The organism is Lentzea sp. NPDC051838 (genome assembly GCF_040681245.1).
In the GTDB taxonomy this organism is placed as follows: Bacteria; Actinomycetota; Actinomycetes; order Mycobacteriales; family Pseudonocardiaceae; genus Lentzea.
Genome location: NZ_JBFAYI010000029.1, coordinates 93,207 through 109,360, shown reverse-complemented (window position 1 = coordinate 109,360; position 16,154 = coordinate 93,207). Strand labels below are relative to the sequence as shown.

13 protein-coding genes are annotated in these 16,154 nt (G+C 63.8%); 5 read left to right on the top strand and 8 right to left on the bottom strand.

All coding sequences use genetic code 11. The features are described from left to right. Window positions 1–71 precede the first annotated feature (71 nt). The 7 genes from AB0M24_RS38585 to AB0M24_RS38555 all read right to left on the bottom strand — a co-directional run bounded on the left by AB0M24_RS38585 (window position 72) and on the right by AB0M24_RS38555 (window position 12,190). Complete coding sequence (locus tag AB0M24_RS38585; protein WP_363778435.1) at window positions 72–545, bottom strand: YgjP-like metallopeptidase domain-containing protein; 474 nt, start codon at window positions 543–545, stop codon at window positions 72–74. Beyond that, window positions 542–1,420: a DNA-processing protein DprA gene (locus AB0M24_RS38580; protein WP_363778434.1), complete on the bottom strand. Its 879-nt coding sequence runs from the start codon at window positions 1,418–1,420 to the stop codon at window positions 542–544. The genes AB0M24_RS38585 and AB0M24_RS38580 overlap by 4 nt, the downstream gene beginning before the upstream one ends. Window positions 1,421–1,455: 35 nt before the next feature. After that, entirely contained in the window at window positions 1,456–1,890 is a 435-nt protein-coding gene (locus tag AB0M24_RS38575) for a hypothetical protein (RefSeq protein WP_363778433.1), read from the bottom strand. Window positions 1,891–1,977: 87 nt separating this feature from the next. Continuing rightward, window positions 1,978–2,793 carry a hypothetical protein gene (locus AB0M24_RS38570; protein ID WP_363778432.1) on the bottom strand — a complete coding sequence of 272 codons (816 nt, stop codon included), beginning with the start codon at window positions 2,791–2,793 and terminating at the stop codon, window positions 1,978–1,980. Between the two features lie 70 nt (window positions 2,794–2,863). Then, on the bottom strand, window positions 2,864–3,679 hold the full coding sequence (locus AB0M24_RS38565) for a hypothetical protein (protein WP_363778431.1): 816 nt from the start codon (window positions 3,677–3,679) through the stop codon (window positions 2,864–2,866). 30 nt (window positions 3,680–3,709) lie between these two features. Beyond that, a complete protein-coding gene (locus AB0M24_RS38560) occupies window positions 3,710–4,111 on the bottom strand; it encodes a hypothetical protein (RefSeq protein ID WP_363778430.1) in 402 nt (133 codons plus the stop codon). Between the two features lie 1,563 nt (window positions 4,112–5,674). Continuing rightward, the gene (locus AB0M24_RS38555) at window positions 5,675–12,190 is read right to left on the bottom strand and encodes an ATP-binding protein (protein WP_363778429.1); all 6,516 of its coding nucleotides are present in this window, start codon (window positions 12,188–12,190) and stop codon (window positions 5,675–5,677) included. Window positions 12,191–12,367: 177 nt separating this feature from the next. Between AB0M24_RS38555 and AB0M24_RS38550 the strand changes: the two genes are divergently transcribed. The 5 genes from AB0M24_RS38550 to AB0M24_RS38530 all read left to right on the top strand — a co-directional run bounded on the left by AB0M24_RS38550 (window position 12,368) and on the right by AB0M24_RS38530 (window position 15,422). Further along, complete coding sequence (locus AB0M24_RS38550) at window positions 12,368–12,703, top strand: hypothetical protein (protein ID WP_363778428.1); 336 nt, start codon at window positions 12,368–12,370, stop codon at window positions 12,701–12,703. After that, entirely contained in the window at window positions 12,670–13,185 is a 516-nt protein-coding gene (locus AB0M24_RS38545; protein ID WP_363778427.1) for a LysR family transcriptional regulator, read from the top strand. The genes AB0M24_RS38550 and AB0M24_RS38545 overlap by 34 nt, the downstream gene beginning before the upstream one ends. Window positions 13,186–13,365: 180 nt before the next feature. Further along, a complete protein-coding gene (locus tag AB0M24_RS38540) occupies window positions 13,366–13,911 on the top strand; it encodes a sigma-70 family RNA polymerase sigma factor (RefSeq protein WP_363778441.1) in 546 nt (181 codons plus the stop codon). Beyond that, a complete protein-coding gene (locus tag AB0M24_RS38535) occupies window positions 13,908–15,095 on the top strand; it encodes a hypothetical protein (protein WP_363778426.1) in 1,188 nt (395 codons plus the stop codon). The genes AB0M24_RS38540 and AB0M24_RS38535 overlap by 4 nt, the downstream gene beginning before the upstream one ends. Before the next feature lie 84 nt (window positions 15,096–15,179). Continuing rightward, window positions 15,180–15,422, top strand: a complete 243-nt coding sequence (locus AB0M24_RS38530) for a hypothetical protein (protein ID WP_363778425.1) — start codon at window positions 15,180–15,182, stop codon at window positions 15,420–15,422. A gap of 259 nt (window positions 15,423–15,681) precedes the next feature. Here AB0M24_RS38530 and AB0M24_RS38525 read toward each other — a convergent pair whose 3' ends face one another. Continuing rightward, window positions 15,682–16,005 carry a hypothetical protein gene (locus tag AB0M24_RS38525; RefSeq protein ID WP_363778424.1) on the bottom strand — a complete coding sequence of 108 codons (324 nt, stop codon included), beginning with the start codon at window positions 16,003–16,005 and terminating at the stop codon, window positions 15,682–15,684. Window positions 16,006–16,154: the final 149 nt, after the last annotated feature.

Here is a 16,154-nt window from a genome sequence, read left to right as displayed (position 1 = left end):
ACCAGCAACAGAACCCCGACCACAACTGACAACAACCTCTGAGGGGTCAACTTTCAAAGACCCACACGGGGTCAGAGTTCAAGAAGCGTTGACAGCCGTACCCATGCCAGCCCGATCTGCCGATAGAGCATGATGATCGCCTGCCGAACTCGAGCCGGCGACTGTCGACGCACGTACAGAATCCCGTCCGGTGCGAACGCAGCCAGCTGCTCGATACCCGCGGGGGCGCGGTCGACGAACTGAAGCCTGTACCTGGCCCCGTAGAGCTGGAATTCCTCCCCGTCGACGAACTCCTTGAGCGGGTGATCAGGCGCCAGCTGCGTGGCGATCTTCACCTTCTCGGTAAGCCACTGCCGTTTGCAGGTGACGAACCAGGTGATCAGCCGCGGGTCAATGGCCGGCGGGACCAGGACAAGGACCGCACCGCCTGGGTTGACTTGGAGCCCGAGATGGCGGCGTCGCGGCCGTATCGCCACCTCGACTTGCCATTCGGCGGGCAACGAGGCGGTTGCGAGCGCGGCCTGAAATGGGTCTGGGCTGTTCATCGCAGCCCCTCCTGGTAGTGGACGTGCTCGACCGCAGTCGCCACCGTGGCGGCGCCAACGCGGAGGAGTTCGTTGACGCCGGTCGACCCGGCGGAGTGGATCGGCCCAGGAACGCCATACACACGCTTGCCCAGTTCCTTTGCGGCACCGGCAACGGCAAGCGCGCCGCTTCGGCGTCCGGCTTCGACGATCACGGTCGCCGCCGTGAGCGCGGCCAGCAGACGGCATCGCGCATGGAAGCGGGTTCGAGTCGGCACCACGCCGATCGGATACTCGCTGATCACCAAACCACCCTGATCAACAACTCGGTCGTAGCGCTGGGCACGCTGATGTGGATACGTTCGATCCACACCAGAGGGCAGCACCACGACCGTTCGGCCATCGGCGGCAAGCGCGCCGCAATGAGCGGATTCGTCCACCCCAAGGCCTCCACCGCTGACCACTGTCGCGCCAGCGTCAACCAGCCCGCCGCTGAAGTGCGCTGCAATCGTGTTGCCGTACGCGGAAGAGGCACGGCTACCGGTGATCGTTACGGCGGTGTCGGTGAGCTCGGCCAACGAAGCTTTGCCTCGCAGCCACAAGGCGAGCGGTATGCCGTGGCCTACCAACGTGGATAGGCGTCCGAGCGGCCAGTCGTCGTCTTCTGGGACCAGCAGGCGGACCGTGCCGTTGTCGACGGCGCGCAAGTCCCCCTCGATCTCGGCGCCTGGTCGAGTGACCTCGGAGAGGACTGCAGCAGGGGCGGTGCCGTGCCGAATACGAGCAACGGCATCAACTGGTCCGTGCACGGCGACGAAGTGATGCACGGCGGGTGCTGGCGGTTCAACTGCGCGCGTAAGAAACAACCGGGCACAAAGAACATCGTTCAACGACATGACCAACCCTCCAAGCGAATGTCATGCCGGTTCGGTCATCCGTAGACGACCTGACCGAGAGTGGCGAACTGCACGATCGCGTCGAAGCCAACGCAATCGAGTTGGCAGAGCTCATCGGTGGCGGCGGCGTGACTAGTGGCTTCCAGCACTTCGGAGATCTGGTCGATGATCTCGTCTGACAGCTGGACAGAGTCGCGCTCACGCACAATGCGGTGCATCGTTGCCAGCATCACGTTGTGGTTCAAGGCGAAGCGGTCGCCGGTCTCGTCCTCGATCAGGTCCACCGCCCAGTCCAGAACCTCGTCGGCAGTTGTGTCCGTTCCATCCCGCGAAACGATCCGCTCATCGACGACCGTCGCCCAGGAACAGCGCATCCCCCATGAGTCGATCCACATGCACCACGTGTCGTCGGGCGTCAGATGGGACGCGCAGGGTTCGTTCGAAGGCTGGAAACTGCTCTGGTCCTTCATCGTGCCTCTCCGTCCACATAGGTCCTTCTGAAGTCATCTGGTCCTGCCGGATCTCGACAGTTCGATTTCCACAAGGAAAAACGTCGATCAGCGGCAGTGCCCCGTGATCTGAACGAGGTGCGCCATGTCAACAACCGGACCCGCCCAATAGGTGACGTGCGCCGGTTCATCGCCGATTCCCCAGACACAGAGCCGGAAATCAGGGTCAGTCGGGCGTGCCCACACCGACCGCCGGCCGCGCCCGTCGGGTGCGGGACGGCCGTGATCATCGCAACGGTGGTCGTCGACCATGCCTCCCCAGGAGAGGCACAAATGCTGGGCAGCACGGCCGTAAGGGGCGTCAAACGGCATGATGTGCGATTCCTGTTGCGCCCCAACCCATTTCGCGAGGTCGCCAGCTGACAGCGGGCGACTGGAGGTAACCACGGCGCGGATACCGTCCACATCGGTGAGCCGGCCGTGGTCACTGCTGTCCGCGAATGCGAACGAGCACGGACTCGTGAACCACAACGTGATCCACTGTGGGCCGCGATGCCATCCACGCGCGTACCCACGTCGATCGGCTAGCTCGGCGATCGGAACCGGCGGCAACGTGCCGTCCAGCCCACGGTTCGGACGAGGCGTCCACTTGTGCTCGCGCAGGTCCTCGTCAATGGTCGGGTAGATCATGTCTGTGGTCCGGGCACCGGAGTAGCCGTGTGCCGCGCGGCTCAGCGAGTCCGCCAAGCCGCTCATCCGACCCGTGACGCTCCGCAGACCCTTGAGCGGCATGGGCTGTGAACTCAACGCGTTGTCATGTAGGTCCGCTACCTGACAACGGAGTTCTCCCGCAAGGTCAGACAGGCTGGTGAGACTGGCTGCCTGCAGGCGGTTCACCGTTTTGCAGAGCGTGGACCCGATCACGCTCCTTCTCGAGCTCTGCACACAGGGCGTCGTAAGTGGTTGAGCTGTCGTGAATCATCGTGAGACCTCACTAGGCGGCCGACTGGTAGCCCGTGCCCGGACACGCGGCCAGGTTGGGTAGGTAGGTGGTGCGAAACTCGTTCCACGCGCGCTCGGAGTTGACGCGAGCGTGGTTGCGGCCCTTGTCCAATGGGTTCGGGCCGCGTCGCTGCTCCGCTTCCTGGTTGAGCCGTTGGCGGACCAGCCACGTCACGGCTTGAACCTGATGCGCGGAGATCCGCTCTCCTGCCAGCGCGGAAAGCTGCGCCGATGCGCGGTGATACAGGCTCACCACGTGGTCGTAGTGCCGGCGGGAGATCGATCCGTCCTTACGGCGGGACCCGCTCACCGGTGCCGCCCCGTACTCCTCCGATGTGAGCGCGCGGCCGTGCGCCACGGACAGCGCGTGGCGGTCGATCACCACGCTCGGGGTGTCTGGGTTCTGATCTCCGCCGAACTCGATCAGGTGGGCAAAGTCGCGGATCTTCGGGCCGTTGAGGATGTCCTCGTACCGTTCCCCGTTAAGCAGTCGGTCGGCCGCGCTCTTCTGTCCGATCGTGGCGAACATCCCGCTGCCGGGTCCACCGATCCCCTTGCCCTCACGCAGGACGCGGGCAGCGTTCAGCACGTTGCCGATCCATCCTTGTTGCGGCGAGTAGATCGCCAGCATTCCGGCACCGAGGTGTGCGTCGCCATACGCGATCGCGGTGGCCACATGGTGCGCATCGGCATACCAACGCATGCCTTGCGCGATCTCGTCACGCGTGGCCTGGCTCCAGTGCCACACGATGTTTTCGGCCCTTACCGGATGCAGCTGGAACCATGGGTGAGGTTTGGATTCGGGCATGGCAGTTCCACCCCTAGGTGTCCTCAGGATTCACGCGACAGACGAGGCCAGAACCGGAATGGATTCCATGGCCGAGAAGTCGAAAATCGCGAGCTGCTCAGCTTTCACCGCAAGTGCCATAGCTTCGGAGAGATCCGCAGTCACGACCGAAACATCCAAGTAGGCGCGGCCGGTCTCAGGATCACACCAACCGCCGAGAACACGACCGGGCAACGAAAGAGCGTCCTGCGCTTGCGCTACGTACTCGTGAATGTCAACGCCGGTCACGCGACGCTCATAGACGCGTTCAAGTTCCGGATGCACCGCTACCGCGTAACCGCAACGAACGTCTGAACCATCGGTGGGATCCAGTGAGAATCCGCCATCCGGAACAGACAGAGCATCTGCAATCGCGTTAATGCGGGCAGACCAATAGATCAGAGTCATAGCCATGACAGCACTCCGCTTGGCGAAAGAATCGGCTGAATGACATTGTGATTCAGTCCAACGCAAAGCAACGCTCAGTCGGCATCGATTGCGCTTTGAGGGACTATGGTTGTCACCGACACCAGAAGGAGGTACTGGCCAGACCGGAAGGGCTACAGGGACGCCGTGCCCTGACTCTCACCCTCTCCACCCGAACTGTTGACCTCATACTGTTGAGTCGACATGTAGAAGTACACACTCTAAGTCAACACTCCGCAACCCCGGGACGCGCGCCGTTACCTTCCTGTTACCTTTTCTGGCGCTGCAGCAGTCATCCCAAGCGCGACAGCCGCCAGCGAACGCTGGCGATACAGAGCGCGACCTGGCGCAGCTCGTTCACCGCGCACCGGCATCGCCACACGGATCTGACCAGGCGCCGACGAAAGACCCGACGAGGAGAACTGGCGCGAGTCCGGCGACAAGCGCAATGGCGCGCGCAAAGAAGATCTCGGACCGGGAAAGTGGGGGACGAGGAGCTGGAGACCATCGCAGCCAACGCAACCATGGGGTCTACAGACCGAGAGCCAGCCACCAGCTAAATCGACTGTTCATGCGCCTGCCGGCCACCGAGTCGGACGTAGCATCGGTAGGGGATTCAGATGGGTCGAGCAGGCGCTTCGCTGCCGTTGGGGGCTACCGCTCTAATAGGTAGCAGGATCGGACCGTGCATCGGTAGGTCGACAGGACGCTATTCACGCATGTCGACGATCGTCGCCATGGATACCCTATGAGATCCTCGCACGCGCCCGCTCACGGAATTCCCGCATAACACTTATGTCGGGGGCAATCAGCGAATCGGACGATCGACGCTAGACGTTCCCCTAGCTCGATTCACCGGAACTAACTGCTTCAGGCTTCGACAGTCGCGCCAGTAGAGCGCGGCGGTGCTCGACGGACTCCAGTATCCTGTCTTCGAGGAATTTTGACCAGTCAGGCGCCTGGGTCTCAGTGGAACTGCCCTGCCCTCGCCCGAAAAGGACGTGAAGCTCAACGGTTGCACCGTCAGCTGCGTTGACCACTGATTCCAGCGCCCTACGTTCGCCTTCAGTAAGTTCGGCACCTCGCTGCTCGAGCCACGAACGAGCATCTGCTGGGTCTAGCTCAAGAAACGCAGCCGTAAGCCAAAGTCTGCGTTCTTGTTCGATGGATTCGAGTGCGTCTCTCAAGACCTGCAACCAGGATGGGTCCTGATCTTCTCGCCCTCGAAGGCCGGCGGACCATGCCGAACGGGGTGTGAGTGCGTCGGCAACCTGGAGTGCGTTCTCAGGTGGCCAGCCCTGAGGCCAGTGACGCCGATGCTCCCAAACTCGGAGTATGAGGTCTGCACATGCGCTGTCGGCAGCTTGGCGGTCAGCGTCACTCTGCGCGTTCTGGGCCTGGTACAGGAGTTCTGCAATTCGAAAGGCCATCCACCGAGACAGGAGGGATGCATCTGCGGCGCCCAGTTCGGACACGATGCGCTCGCCAAGTGCTAGCACGTCTGGTGATAGCAGTGGCGCAGGCGCTTCGGTGCCCCCGTCGCTTGGACCCTCACTGCTGGGGCTGACCATCGATTTTCACCTCGGTTCCGTCCGCGTGCATGACGAGGTAACAGGATGCGTCGTGGATGCGCTCGTCGTGGTCTTCACTCCCGATAGGACTGTCGTTGTCGAGGTACAGGCGCGCACGGAAGGTATGCACGATGCTCAGACCATTGGCTCGTAGGTAATCAACAAACAGGCCGCGGTGAACCGCCAGGAACCATCCGCGGGAGCCCGATGTGTCTGAGCGATCGCGGCTGTCCGCATCGGACCAGTGAACGAGGCGAGCGCCTACGTGGCCTTGCGGCGTGGTGAACACGGTCTTGGTGTGGTCACCAACGAGGCCAGCATGAATGAGGAACCCAGAGAAGGGAACACGACTCTCCGAGGCGCCCGCGCCGGCGTAAGGGTCGTGACTTTCCAAGCCCTCACGGCCATGCCTGTGTCGCGTCTGCCATGCCAACAGGCGCAGTCCTGGGACGTCGATCTGCCCGCCGCGTGGGCCGAAGTCATCGTCAAGCTCTGGCAGCGCCATGACGTACTTGCTCGTTGCCAAGGCGGTGAGGAGAGAGGGTGCTCCGTCTGGCGACACCAACGCGCTGTCCGCCCATGCGCTGCAGTTGTGCTTGCCGTGATCGCTCTGCACTGATGCGCTGACGATGATCATGCTTGGATCGTCGGCCAGCTTTCGAAGGCTTGCGGCGGCCTGTTTCACCACCGCTACAGGATCGATGCCGGTTGATGCTGACGTGGAGTCATCTGTTGGGAGTGCTGGCTCGTCTTGCAGGTGATGCCATGCTCCCGTCGCGAGCGGGGTGATCGGCGCTGGTTGCCGCAGGTCCGACTGCCAGAGCGCAAAGTCTCCAGGCAGAAAGCGACCTAGCCAATCCATCCACGGATCCGACGTTTCGTAGTAGAGCGGCCTTGAGAGGGCGGCGTCGGAATCGACCAGCTCGCCTGCTGCAAGCAACATCGCGTGGACGGTCAGGTAAGTCTCAAGGGTCTCGATCTGCGGAATCATCCCATGATCATTATGAGTCTCGCGTCTAGACCGGCCGTAACGGCCGCGGATGTGGTCATTCCGCCGTTCGTCGTCCGTTCGCCCCCATCGATCGGTGATCCATCTATCCGTCAGGTCGGCCACGTGCTGTGTCGTTGTTCCATGGAAGACTTCTGCCAGGGGCCGGAACCAATAGGGCACGGTGTCGAACGAGGAGAAGTAGAACCTTGTCTCGACGTGATCCACGCCAGTGTGAGAGCGATCGTCATCGGTGCTGGTGGAACTCCTTGGCCTGTTGGCGACTCGCAGTCGCTCCACTACTGCGGCTGGAAGGGATTCAGGGAACTCAGTCGCGATCGCCAGCGCTGCGTCGCGCGCAAGTTCGCGAGTCGCGGCATGAGGTGCAGTGCGGTCGAGCGCGTGGTCGCAGAGAGCCGTCGAGATCGGCAAAAGCACAGACGGCTTGCTGTGCGCTACCCGAGCCAACGCGATCAGCAGCCACGTTCGCGCCGAACGCCAGAAGAACTCTGTCTCGACAGCCTGAAAGGCACGGCTGTGATCGCTTGATTCGCCAGTGTCTTCCTCTGCGGAGGTAGCGAGTGTCCACAGCGTTGTGGCCAAGGCGGTCGTGGAGCCGTGCTCGAGGAGCAGCCGTACCGTGTGGACGACTCGCCATCGGACATGCAAGTCTTCGTGCCCGAGCAACGACCACATCATCCCTGCCAGCAGGTCCACCGGCTCGCGGGGCGGAGTCGGCAGCTCGGATCGACGACGACGGAAGTCTTCAAGCCGGGCGAGCGCCGTTGCAGGCATCGTATGGGTGGGTCCGTTGTGCAGCGCCCACCACGCGGTGTCGGCGCAGGCCGTACCGTCCGTCAGTTCTGCTGCCAGGACGCGCGTGATTGCGTGGAGGTTGGTGGCGTCAAGGGCATCTAGATGCGTCGCGGTCGCCTGAATGATCGCGTGCATCATCTGCAGCGACATGTCGAGAGTCGGCAGCACAAGCTGGCGGACCGATCGGCCGTCGCGCGCGTTACCGTAGGTGAACAAGCTTGGTAGATGATCGCGGACCCACTGCGGCATGCGCTGCGCAGCCCACGTCCTGATGCTGTTGGTGTCACGAAACTCGTGCAACATCGCTCGGACGGCCTCTGCGACGTCTGTCGCCTTGGCACCAGGTAGATCTCGATCGGTCATTCCGACGAGGGCTTCCAGGGCTTGTTGTCGATCAGCACGTGGCACGCTCCGCAGAGCGACCGTCATGTACCGCTGGATCAACTCGCTCCCGGCCCACACTTCTCGAAGCTGAGCGAGGTCTGCTTCGAGGTTGATGAACGTGGCTGTTCCTGCGTCAGCCGACAGCCGCCTGAGAGTGAGTTCGTTCTGAGAGGGCTCCCGGTCAGTGAACGAGCCGCTCCTCAAACGTGAGGGGCGATGCTCGTCAGATTCTCGAAGCTCTTCCAGACGTTCGGCCGCATCACGGAGCTTGTTGATGCAGGCGAGCTGGCCGAGCTGCATCGACTCGGCTGCAGTGATGATCCAGCGGCAACTCCCCAGCCGGTACAACAGGGGTGTGTCGCGCAGTGCCCATTCGGTCAGCGTCGCCAGCTGGAGCGAAGCAAGATTGTTGCCGCTAATGCGGACCGTCCGGGCTGCTTCGAGGATGTAGGTCGTCAACTCCGGAATGTTCCGATTGTGGCTGTAGCTCGGGCAGAGCCTAAGCAACCAGAACGCCCGTTCCGCACTCATGGTTCTGGAGTTGATCGCTGCCGGCAGCGCCGCGACCAATCCCGAGGTCAGATCGAGACGATCCTCGTGGATCCAGCGACACGTGCTAGCGAGGCCGGTCGAAGCATGTAGCTGAGCGGCCACTCTCAGGGCTTCGGCGTGCGGCAGATGTTCTGCGGCATCGTCCACGAACGGGGTGGCGTCCTCAACGGCTCCGGTCAGCATCGCGGCGAGCTCGCGACGACGCTCCTCGTCCACAGCGGGTTGCGCGGCCCGTTCCGCGATGTCAATGATGGTACGGAGACGGAGGTCGATGTCCGAGTCGACACCCGCTGCGGCTACAACGGCTCGGTCGAAGAGGTTAGATGCAACTTCGCGATCGATGCGTTGGGCTTCGTTCGCCGCGTCCAGCAGGGCGTCACGGCGTTCTCGTGCAGGCATCGCTGCTGCTTCGATGCTGGCCGCGTAGCGGTACAGCAGATCGACCGCGGTATCGCTCTCCAGGTTCTTGGTGATCAAGGACCTCGCCATAGCGATCCAGACCCAGCAAGCTCCTTCACCGAGGCTGGTTTCAGCAGTGTCAGCGATGTTGGTCAACAGATTCGCAAGCGTGCCCGCTGCCTGCTGGTGGCTTTCGTCCAGTCCGAGGCCTGAAGCATCGTCAGCCCGACTTCTGTCAAGTAGATGCAACGCCGAGGCCACCGCGTCAGTGGCTGCGATGAACCAAGTTCGCTCCGAACTGTGGAAGTTCGAACGCCGAGTCGGCTTGCTATGGATGTTCTCAAGTGTCGAGAGCACAGTGTCGGCGACCTGGGTCACCGCTGTGATTGCTGTGGTGCTCGAATCCGTACGCATGGATGCAAGGCACGAGGCTCGCGCGGACAAGACTGACAGGAGCGTGCCGGCGGCCGCGCTGAGCAAACCGCGTTGTCTCTCGCGGCGCTCGCGTTGTTCGCGTGGGGCGTCGTCAGCCAGTTTCGGAAGAAGTCTGAGAGCGTCGTCAGCGGTGGCGGTGTTACCGCTCAGCGCGGCCCTGAAGCTGGTGGCGGACAGTACAGGGCGTAGAAGCTGATGAGCGTCAACCTCATCGAAGTGGTCAGGCACGCCTGATGCGAACCGGGACAGCAGACGCCGGGTGCGTGCATTCGACACTCCAGAGCTGAGAGCGAGTTCACAGAACGCAACACCCCATGTCGGTGGCTTCGCACTAGGTCTGTGCGGCAACCGATCCAGGCGTTGTGCAATCGATTTGACCCACTGCTGTGGGACCGAGTCGCCAGCCTCCGCGTAGGACACTGCCGTGCGGGCGCTCACCCACGTGCTGGCGCGACTCGTCGCAAGTGCAGCTCGTGTGGTGGCCAATGGGAGCCAGCGCGGTGCCCTTGCGAGAACCGCATTTGTGATCTTGTGGACGAACGAGGTGGGACGCCACCCGACCACGACGCGGACTGCCTGCTCGACACCGTCAATCAGCGCTGTTGCCAGGGCCATGTATGCGATGTCGTCGGCATCAAACTGTCCGCGGTCACCGTCAGGTGACCTCGACCAGTTTCGCAACCAGACATTGGCGTACTCAAGATGTTGTTGCGCGTCAGGAGATTTCGGATCCTCCAACGCGACCAGCGCCGCCGCTTGCATGTGCAGACGGCCTCGCCAGGAGGAGTGCTCCTGGCGGAACAGCATCGCCGCGACCGCCGCAGGACGGGCATGCATCGCCGCGAGCCCAGGATTCGCTGCGACCGTGTCGGTGAGACTTGTGTCGGTCCGTGCGGCGTCGGCCGCGGCAAGTGTGACCTTGAGAGCCTGATGGAGAGCTTCCGGGTGAACGGTTCCGGCCTCATCGGCGGGTGCAAGTGATCGCAACGCAAGCCGCACGCGAGCTCGGTGAGCCTGGGACCGCAACAGCCCGTCCGATATCGCCGCGGTTGTCGAGGCATCTGTCGCCAGCGCAATCAGCTCATCGGCTCTGCAGGCGTTGAAGAGGTGCTCGGCGACGAGCAGTGCCGATTCCTCGTTGGTGAGGTAGTTCCGCAAGAAGTAGTCCGCGAACGCGCTGTGCATGGCGCGGCGTTCCACCTCAGTCACCGTGGCTGCGAGGTGGTTCTCGAAATCCTCGTCGGCGAAGCCCACGCCGTCATGCCCGAAGCGAAGGGCGGGCGCGAGATCCTCCACGAGCTCCGCGATACGGGCCTCGGAGACCTCCAAGACCTGCGCGAGGGTTGTCGGGTTCGCCGGTCGGGACATAGTCGATAGAGTTGCGATCTGTCGTTGGCGTTCTGTTCCGCTCACTGATGAAAGCGCGGTCGACAGCACCTCGTCGAAGATCCCGTTAAGGCCAACACCTACTAGTTCGATCGCATCCTGCACCACAGAGGTCGCAGTCGCGGTGGCGTAAGCCTGTACGCGAGCGATACCGCGACTGTGTTGGTGGAACACGTCGCACTGTTCGTCGGTCGCGTCCGGATAGGTCAACCGCAGCAGATCGGAGCTTGCCTTGAGGTCGAACGGCTCGATCGACACCTGCCGTACTGAGTGGTCAGCTTCGTCAACGACGTCGCTGCGGCGAGGCGAGCGGGCTGTCATGAGCAGGCGCACGTTGTCCGGGACCTTGACACGCCACAGCTCGCGGAAGACCGACGTCGAACCGACACGGCGCGCGGCCTCGGCGCTGTTGTCCGCGGCGTCAATCACGATCACGAGCAATGCATCGGGCGGTAGAGCAAGGCCGGCCTGGTCGATGACATGCTCAAAACGGCGCCACATGACCCCCTCATCGAGAGGGGTGTCCGCAACCACTGTCGGCACGAGGCCCAGCTGGAGAGCGACTTCGTTCGCCACATGGACCAGAGCACGTGTGGTGTGCCGATCCTCGCGGGGCGATAGGTACTCGCCGTCTGCGTAACAGTCGAAGACCACAACCGCCGAACCAGCAGGAAGCTCTTGCTGCAGAGCTGTCACAACGGTGGTCTTACCTACCCCTGGCGGGCCATGGGCCAGCAGCTTGGTGGACTCCCCTTGAAGTTCTTGTGCCAACAGGTGCGCCTGTCGCGTTTGGACGCGGCTTTCCGGGCTCTTCAAGCGGAGGGGGTACGGAAACAAGGCACGTTCGCCGCTAGCTCCGAGCGCGACGATGATGTTGGCCCTGCTCAGTCCTGGATCGTCCGCGGTCTCCGGCAACATCTGCGCCCGCATCAACTCCATCAGGCCATCACCAGCAGCCTTGGCGTCCCCGACCAGAACGTCGCCGATCCCGGTCGACAAGTTGAGTCGCTGCAAGCTGCGCGACTCCTCACCACAGCCTGAAAGATCCAGCATTCGCAGGAAGGTGGTGAACTCCTTGCTTCGCAGGCCTGTGGCTTTCAAGAGCTTGTTCAGATCTTCGTGGTGACGCGCGTCGAGGCCTCTGAGCAGCAACGCGGTCGGATAGCCGGTCGGCCGCGACTCCAATGAGGACTTCGCGTCGGCGAGCATGTCGGCTAGTGCACGATCGACCGGTTGGTTGCTAACAAGTGCGATCGTGGTCTTCTGCAGCGCTGCGTCGAGCCCGATGTTCTTGCACACCCCGGTGAACATCTCGGCCAACCGCTTGGCGACCGATACCTTCTTCGCCCCTTTGCCCTCAGCCAAGCGGGCAGCAGTCCAGGCCTTGCTGGCATGCTTCACGCTGTACTTGAGCTGGCTGACGACGATCCGGTGAGCGTCGGTGAACGTCGACCCACCGTGGTACTCGGTCAGGTCGCAACCGAGGAAGTCGGTCTCGTCGGTCCCGTCTGCAGGATTGGGCCCTTCGAGCCTCACGAGTTGAAGATCGGTATCCGGCGCCAGCAACTGCAGCGATCGGCGCGCAGCCCACAACAGGTGAAAGTCATCTCCCGCGCGCGATTCCCGAACCGTGGCGCACACTCCTCAAGTCGCTCTGCAGGTCGCCAGGCACTTTAGTCGACCGCACCGACGGTGCACCGAGCATGCGCAGGCGTGTCCTTCAGCGGCAACGACGACATCAGCGAACAACTACGCGCCCAGCTACCCGGCGAGCGGCTCCGCGAGCTCTACATCGACCGGGGCTGGTTCATCTCCGCGTTCGCGGTTCGCCACCAAGTCAACCGTCGCCGCATCACCACCCTGGCCGCGGCCTACGGCATCCCGTTGCGGGACCCGAAGAAGCCGCCGCCCGGCATCACCAAACGCTGGCTGCGCGAGCAGTACGTCCGCCGCGGCCGCTTTTCGGAAGACCTCGCCGCCCAGCTGGGCCTGCACGCCAACACCATCCTGAGCTGGTGCCGCCGCACGACCTGCCGGTACGCGCGGTAGGCCCGCACGGAAACCACAGCGCGCACTACCCGACCGAGGTGATCCCGCCCGAACTGCGACCGGTGCTCACCGGCACGCGTCCGTGGACGCGCCTGGCCGCGTTCATGCACCTGCGCGACCACCCGACACTGCGCGCAGCAGCGGCCGCGATCCCGATCGATCCCAAGAACCTCGCCCGCTATATCCGGCGGCTCGAACGCGAGCTCGGACAACACCTCGTCCGCCGCGCCGCACCGCCGAACCCGATCACAGGCCTCACCCAGCACGGCCACGACCTCGCGAACACCATCGCCACTGCCCTCCAGGACACCTGGTCTGGCCCGCACCGAGATCACCCGGCTTCCCCGCGGCCACGCAAGCCGGTGAGCCGCTCGCGACGAGGGACAAGATTAACGTGGGGGGTTCGCGTCAGGTCGAGTCGCGGGAGTTACGCGTTAAGGAACCTCCTACCGCCGATGGAGAACGCCGATGAGCATGCATGACAGGCATCGACTCGATTTCCGGATCCGAGTTGGCTCGGGTAGGTCCAGCACCAGAGGAAACGACCGTGACACGTCGCGGACACGCGTCCAACCGCGCTCGATCGGGCAGAACGCAAACGCCTGATGTTGCCACCGACCACTGTGGGTGGGAGCCGGGACGGTGAGGATCCGGTGGGCGCGATGCTGCGTGACTGCTGGGTCGAACTGGCCGCCTACATTCGCAACCGGTTGGACCCGCACGAGCATCACGAGGTCGAGGCCTTCATGCAGGAGGCCGCAGTCGACTTCAAGCGCGACTGGGAGGAGATCGGGCCGCCCCGGAACCGGAACGAGGCCATCGCCCGCCTCAAGGCGTCGGCCAAGGGGGACCTGTTCAACCACCGGGCGAAGCTGGACCGGCGCAGAACCGAGCCGTATGCGATCGACGATGACGTCCTGCTCAACGCCGCCAACCCGGAGGCCGACGACGACTTCCTGGCTCTGATCGGCCGCCTCGACTGCGAGCGGCTCCGGCTGACGGAGTTGCTACCCCAGTTACTGACCGAGCGGCAGCGGGCCGTGATCGCCGCCGTCGCGATCGACGGATTGAGCACCGCCGACGTCGCCGCCCAGATGGGAATCACCCAGCGCGCCGTGCAAGACCACCTCGCCAAGGCACGAGAACGTCTGCTCAGGCACCTGGAGCTCCAGCCCACACAGGGCACCACCAGGGAGAACCCCTCATGACGCGTATCCACCACTTCGACGACGGGGTGACCCCGCCACTAGACTTCGACGCTATCGACCGGCGACGAGCCGAGCGTTCCCCGGCCGAGACCGCCGCCCGCCAGGCCCTGCGGGACGCCGGGCAACTCGGCCGCGACGCGTTCGCCCTGGGCGAGCTGCAACTCGCGGCAGGCAACCTGGAACGTGCCCGCGACGCCTTCGCCATCGCCGCCCGCTACCAGGCCCTCGACGCGGCCGACCTGCTGCACACCGTTACAGAGCTGCTCGATGTCCTCGACAGCCCGGTGATCAGCGGTGTCGCCGCCAACACCGCGATGGCCCGCACGCCCGACGACCCGGACAACGAACCGGAGATCGTCACGCTGCGCGCGCAGGAGCTCGTCCACCGCCTCGACGGGCTGCAAGCTCGCATCAAGCGGTTGACGGCGGACGCGAACAGCTCACAGGCCGCCATCAGCGACGCGCGCACCCAGGTCACCGCGATCCTGGAGGACGCCCAGACGCGGGCGGCCGCCATCCTCAAAGCCGCGCAGCACGTCGCCGACTCCACAGCTCAGGACACCGTGACCAGAGCCGACGACGCGCTTGGCGTCAGCGATCACGGCGGGCAAGGGCGTCTGCTCACGCCTGCCGACTTTGAACCCGAGATCATCAATGCCTGGCTTGTCGACCGCGACAGCGACGCCGTCACCGCTCGCCCCACTGATCATGACGTCGCTCAGTACCTGACGAAGACCGTCTTCCTGGTCTTCGCGAAGTCCAGTGCGAGCTACACGAGGCTGGCGCAAGCCTTGAACCTGAAGCATCCGCAGCACCTGCTCCCACGGACGGAGCTTCCTGTAGCAGCGTCTCCACTCACCCACAGCAGAGTGATGGTGCGCGTCGTGGGCGTGGGCGGCTGCGGCGCTTCTCCACTGTGGACAACCAGGTTCAGCGATCTGGTGTGGCGTGCAGACCAGGGTCGCAGCCTGGGTGACCGCTGGCATGACCTCGCATGGGCGACACAACTGGGCAAGTCGACGCTAACGGGCGAAGTCCTCGACCAGCTAGACCAGGCCGGATGGGACGGTCTCGCCGGCGAGAGGGCGAGAGCGGCGGCGAGCGCGCTCCGGAACCAGTACGAGGAGACGTACGCCAGGCTTCATGAGCTGTTGACGGTGATCACGGAGGGGGAGCCGGGGTGAAGTCGAGGGTTCGCATGATCAAGAGGTTCGCGTGCGGTCCGGCCGCGGGAGTAGTGGGTAACAGCACTGCGAAAGGGGGCGGCGATGGCCAACGGCCCGGACCACAACTGGTGGTCCCTGCTCAACCACATCCTCACCGGCGAGACGTGGGCGCCGTTCATCCGCGCCATCATCGTGGTGGTGCTCTTCGGGGTGATCTTCACGGCGACCTTGATCATTCTTGGCCCGGCCATCGCCGGGGCCGGCGCCGGCGGCACCTTGCTCGCAGACGCGGGTAGGAGGTACTTGGCCCGACGTCGCCGCAAGCGTGCCAGCATCCGCGCCTAGCGGTGCCATCTCGTCAAGAGGCCGTTCGCGGCGGCTACGCCCACACCTCCCCGCGGGGCATGCCAAACGGCTACAGCCGAACCGCCGCGGTCGGTGCGTGCTGGAAGAATGAAGCGGGGCGCCACCTGCGGGTAACAGGGGCGCCGCCTAACCCGAGAGTTCGCCCGGACCTTTGGACGGTGCCTCGAGAGTCTGCCCCATTCCACGTGCGCACGAAATATGCGTCGCGGTCGTCCGGATCATTCGCGACAGGGAGGCACTACGAGAGCGATTCGTTGCGATCATGGCTAGTACCTCCTGTCTTTGATCCGTTGGCCGTCGCGGCTTGCTTGACGCTGCCGCCCTGCACGATGGAGTCGCCGTTCTTGTCGACCAGCTCCGGCACTTCGCCGTACCGGGGTGGTTGGAGCGTCAGCGACGCCTGCAGCTGGCGCTCGGTCGAGTTCAAGCCGGTCGCCTTAAGGATGACGCGCAGTGCCGGAACCGGTCCGTCGTACCAGTGTTTGTCCAAGCTGCGGTGGACTTCCCGGTAGGTGCGGTCGTCGTCGGTGTGCTGCAAGAGGTTCAGGAATCCGGCGATCAACGCAGTGATCGCGAAGACGGCCGCGATCGTTCTGACGACTGTGGGACCTCGCACGTGATCTCATGTCGGGTCATCGCGACAAACCGTTACGCCGCAATCAGAACGGGTAGTTCCCGGACCGCGCCTGCACGTCCACCGTGTTCCGAGGC

Coding starts and splice junctions, on each gene's coding strand:
- AB0M24_RS38585 (WP_363778435.1), bottom strand. CDS start 545: ATGAACAGCCCAGACCCATTTCAGGCCGCGCTCGCAACCGCCTCGTTG.
- AB0M24_RS38580 (WP_363778434.1), bottom strand. CDS start 1,420: ATGTCGTTGAACGATGTTCTTTGTGCCCGGTTGTTTCTTACGCGCGCA.
- AB0M24_RS38575 (WP_363778433.1), bottom strand. CDS start 1,890: ATGAAGGACCAGAGCAGTTTCCAGCCTTCGAACGAACCCTGCGCGTCC.
- AB0M24_RS38565 (WP_363778431.1), bottom strand. CDS start 3,679: ATGCCCGAATCCAAACCTCACCCATGGTTCCAGCTGCATCCGGTAAGG.
- AB0M24_RS38560 (WP_363778430.1), bottom strand. CDS start 4,111: ATGGCTATGACTCTGATCTATTGGTCTGCCCGCATTAACGCGATTGCA.
- AB0M24_RS38540 (WP_363778441.1), top strand. CDS start 13,366: ATGCTGCGTGACTGCTGGGTCGAACTGGCCGCCTACATTCGCAACCGG.
- AB0M24_RS38535 (WP_363778426.1), top strand. CDS start 13,908: ATGACGCGTATCCACCACTTCGACGACGGGGTGACCCCGCCACTAGAC.
- AB0M24_RS38530 (WP_363778425.1), top strand. CDS start 15,180: ATGGCCAACGGCCCGGACCACAACTGGTGGTCCCTGCTCAACCACATC.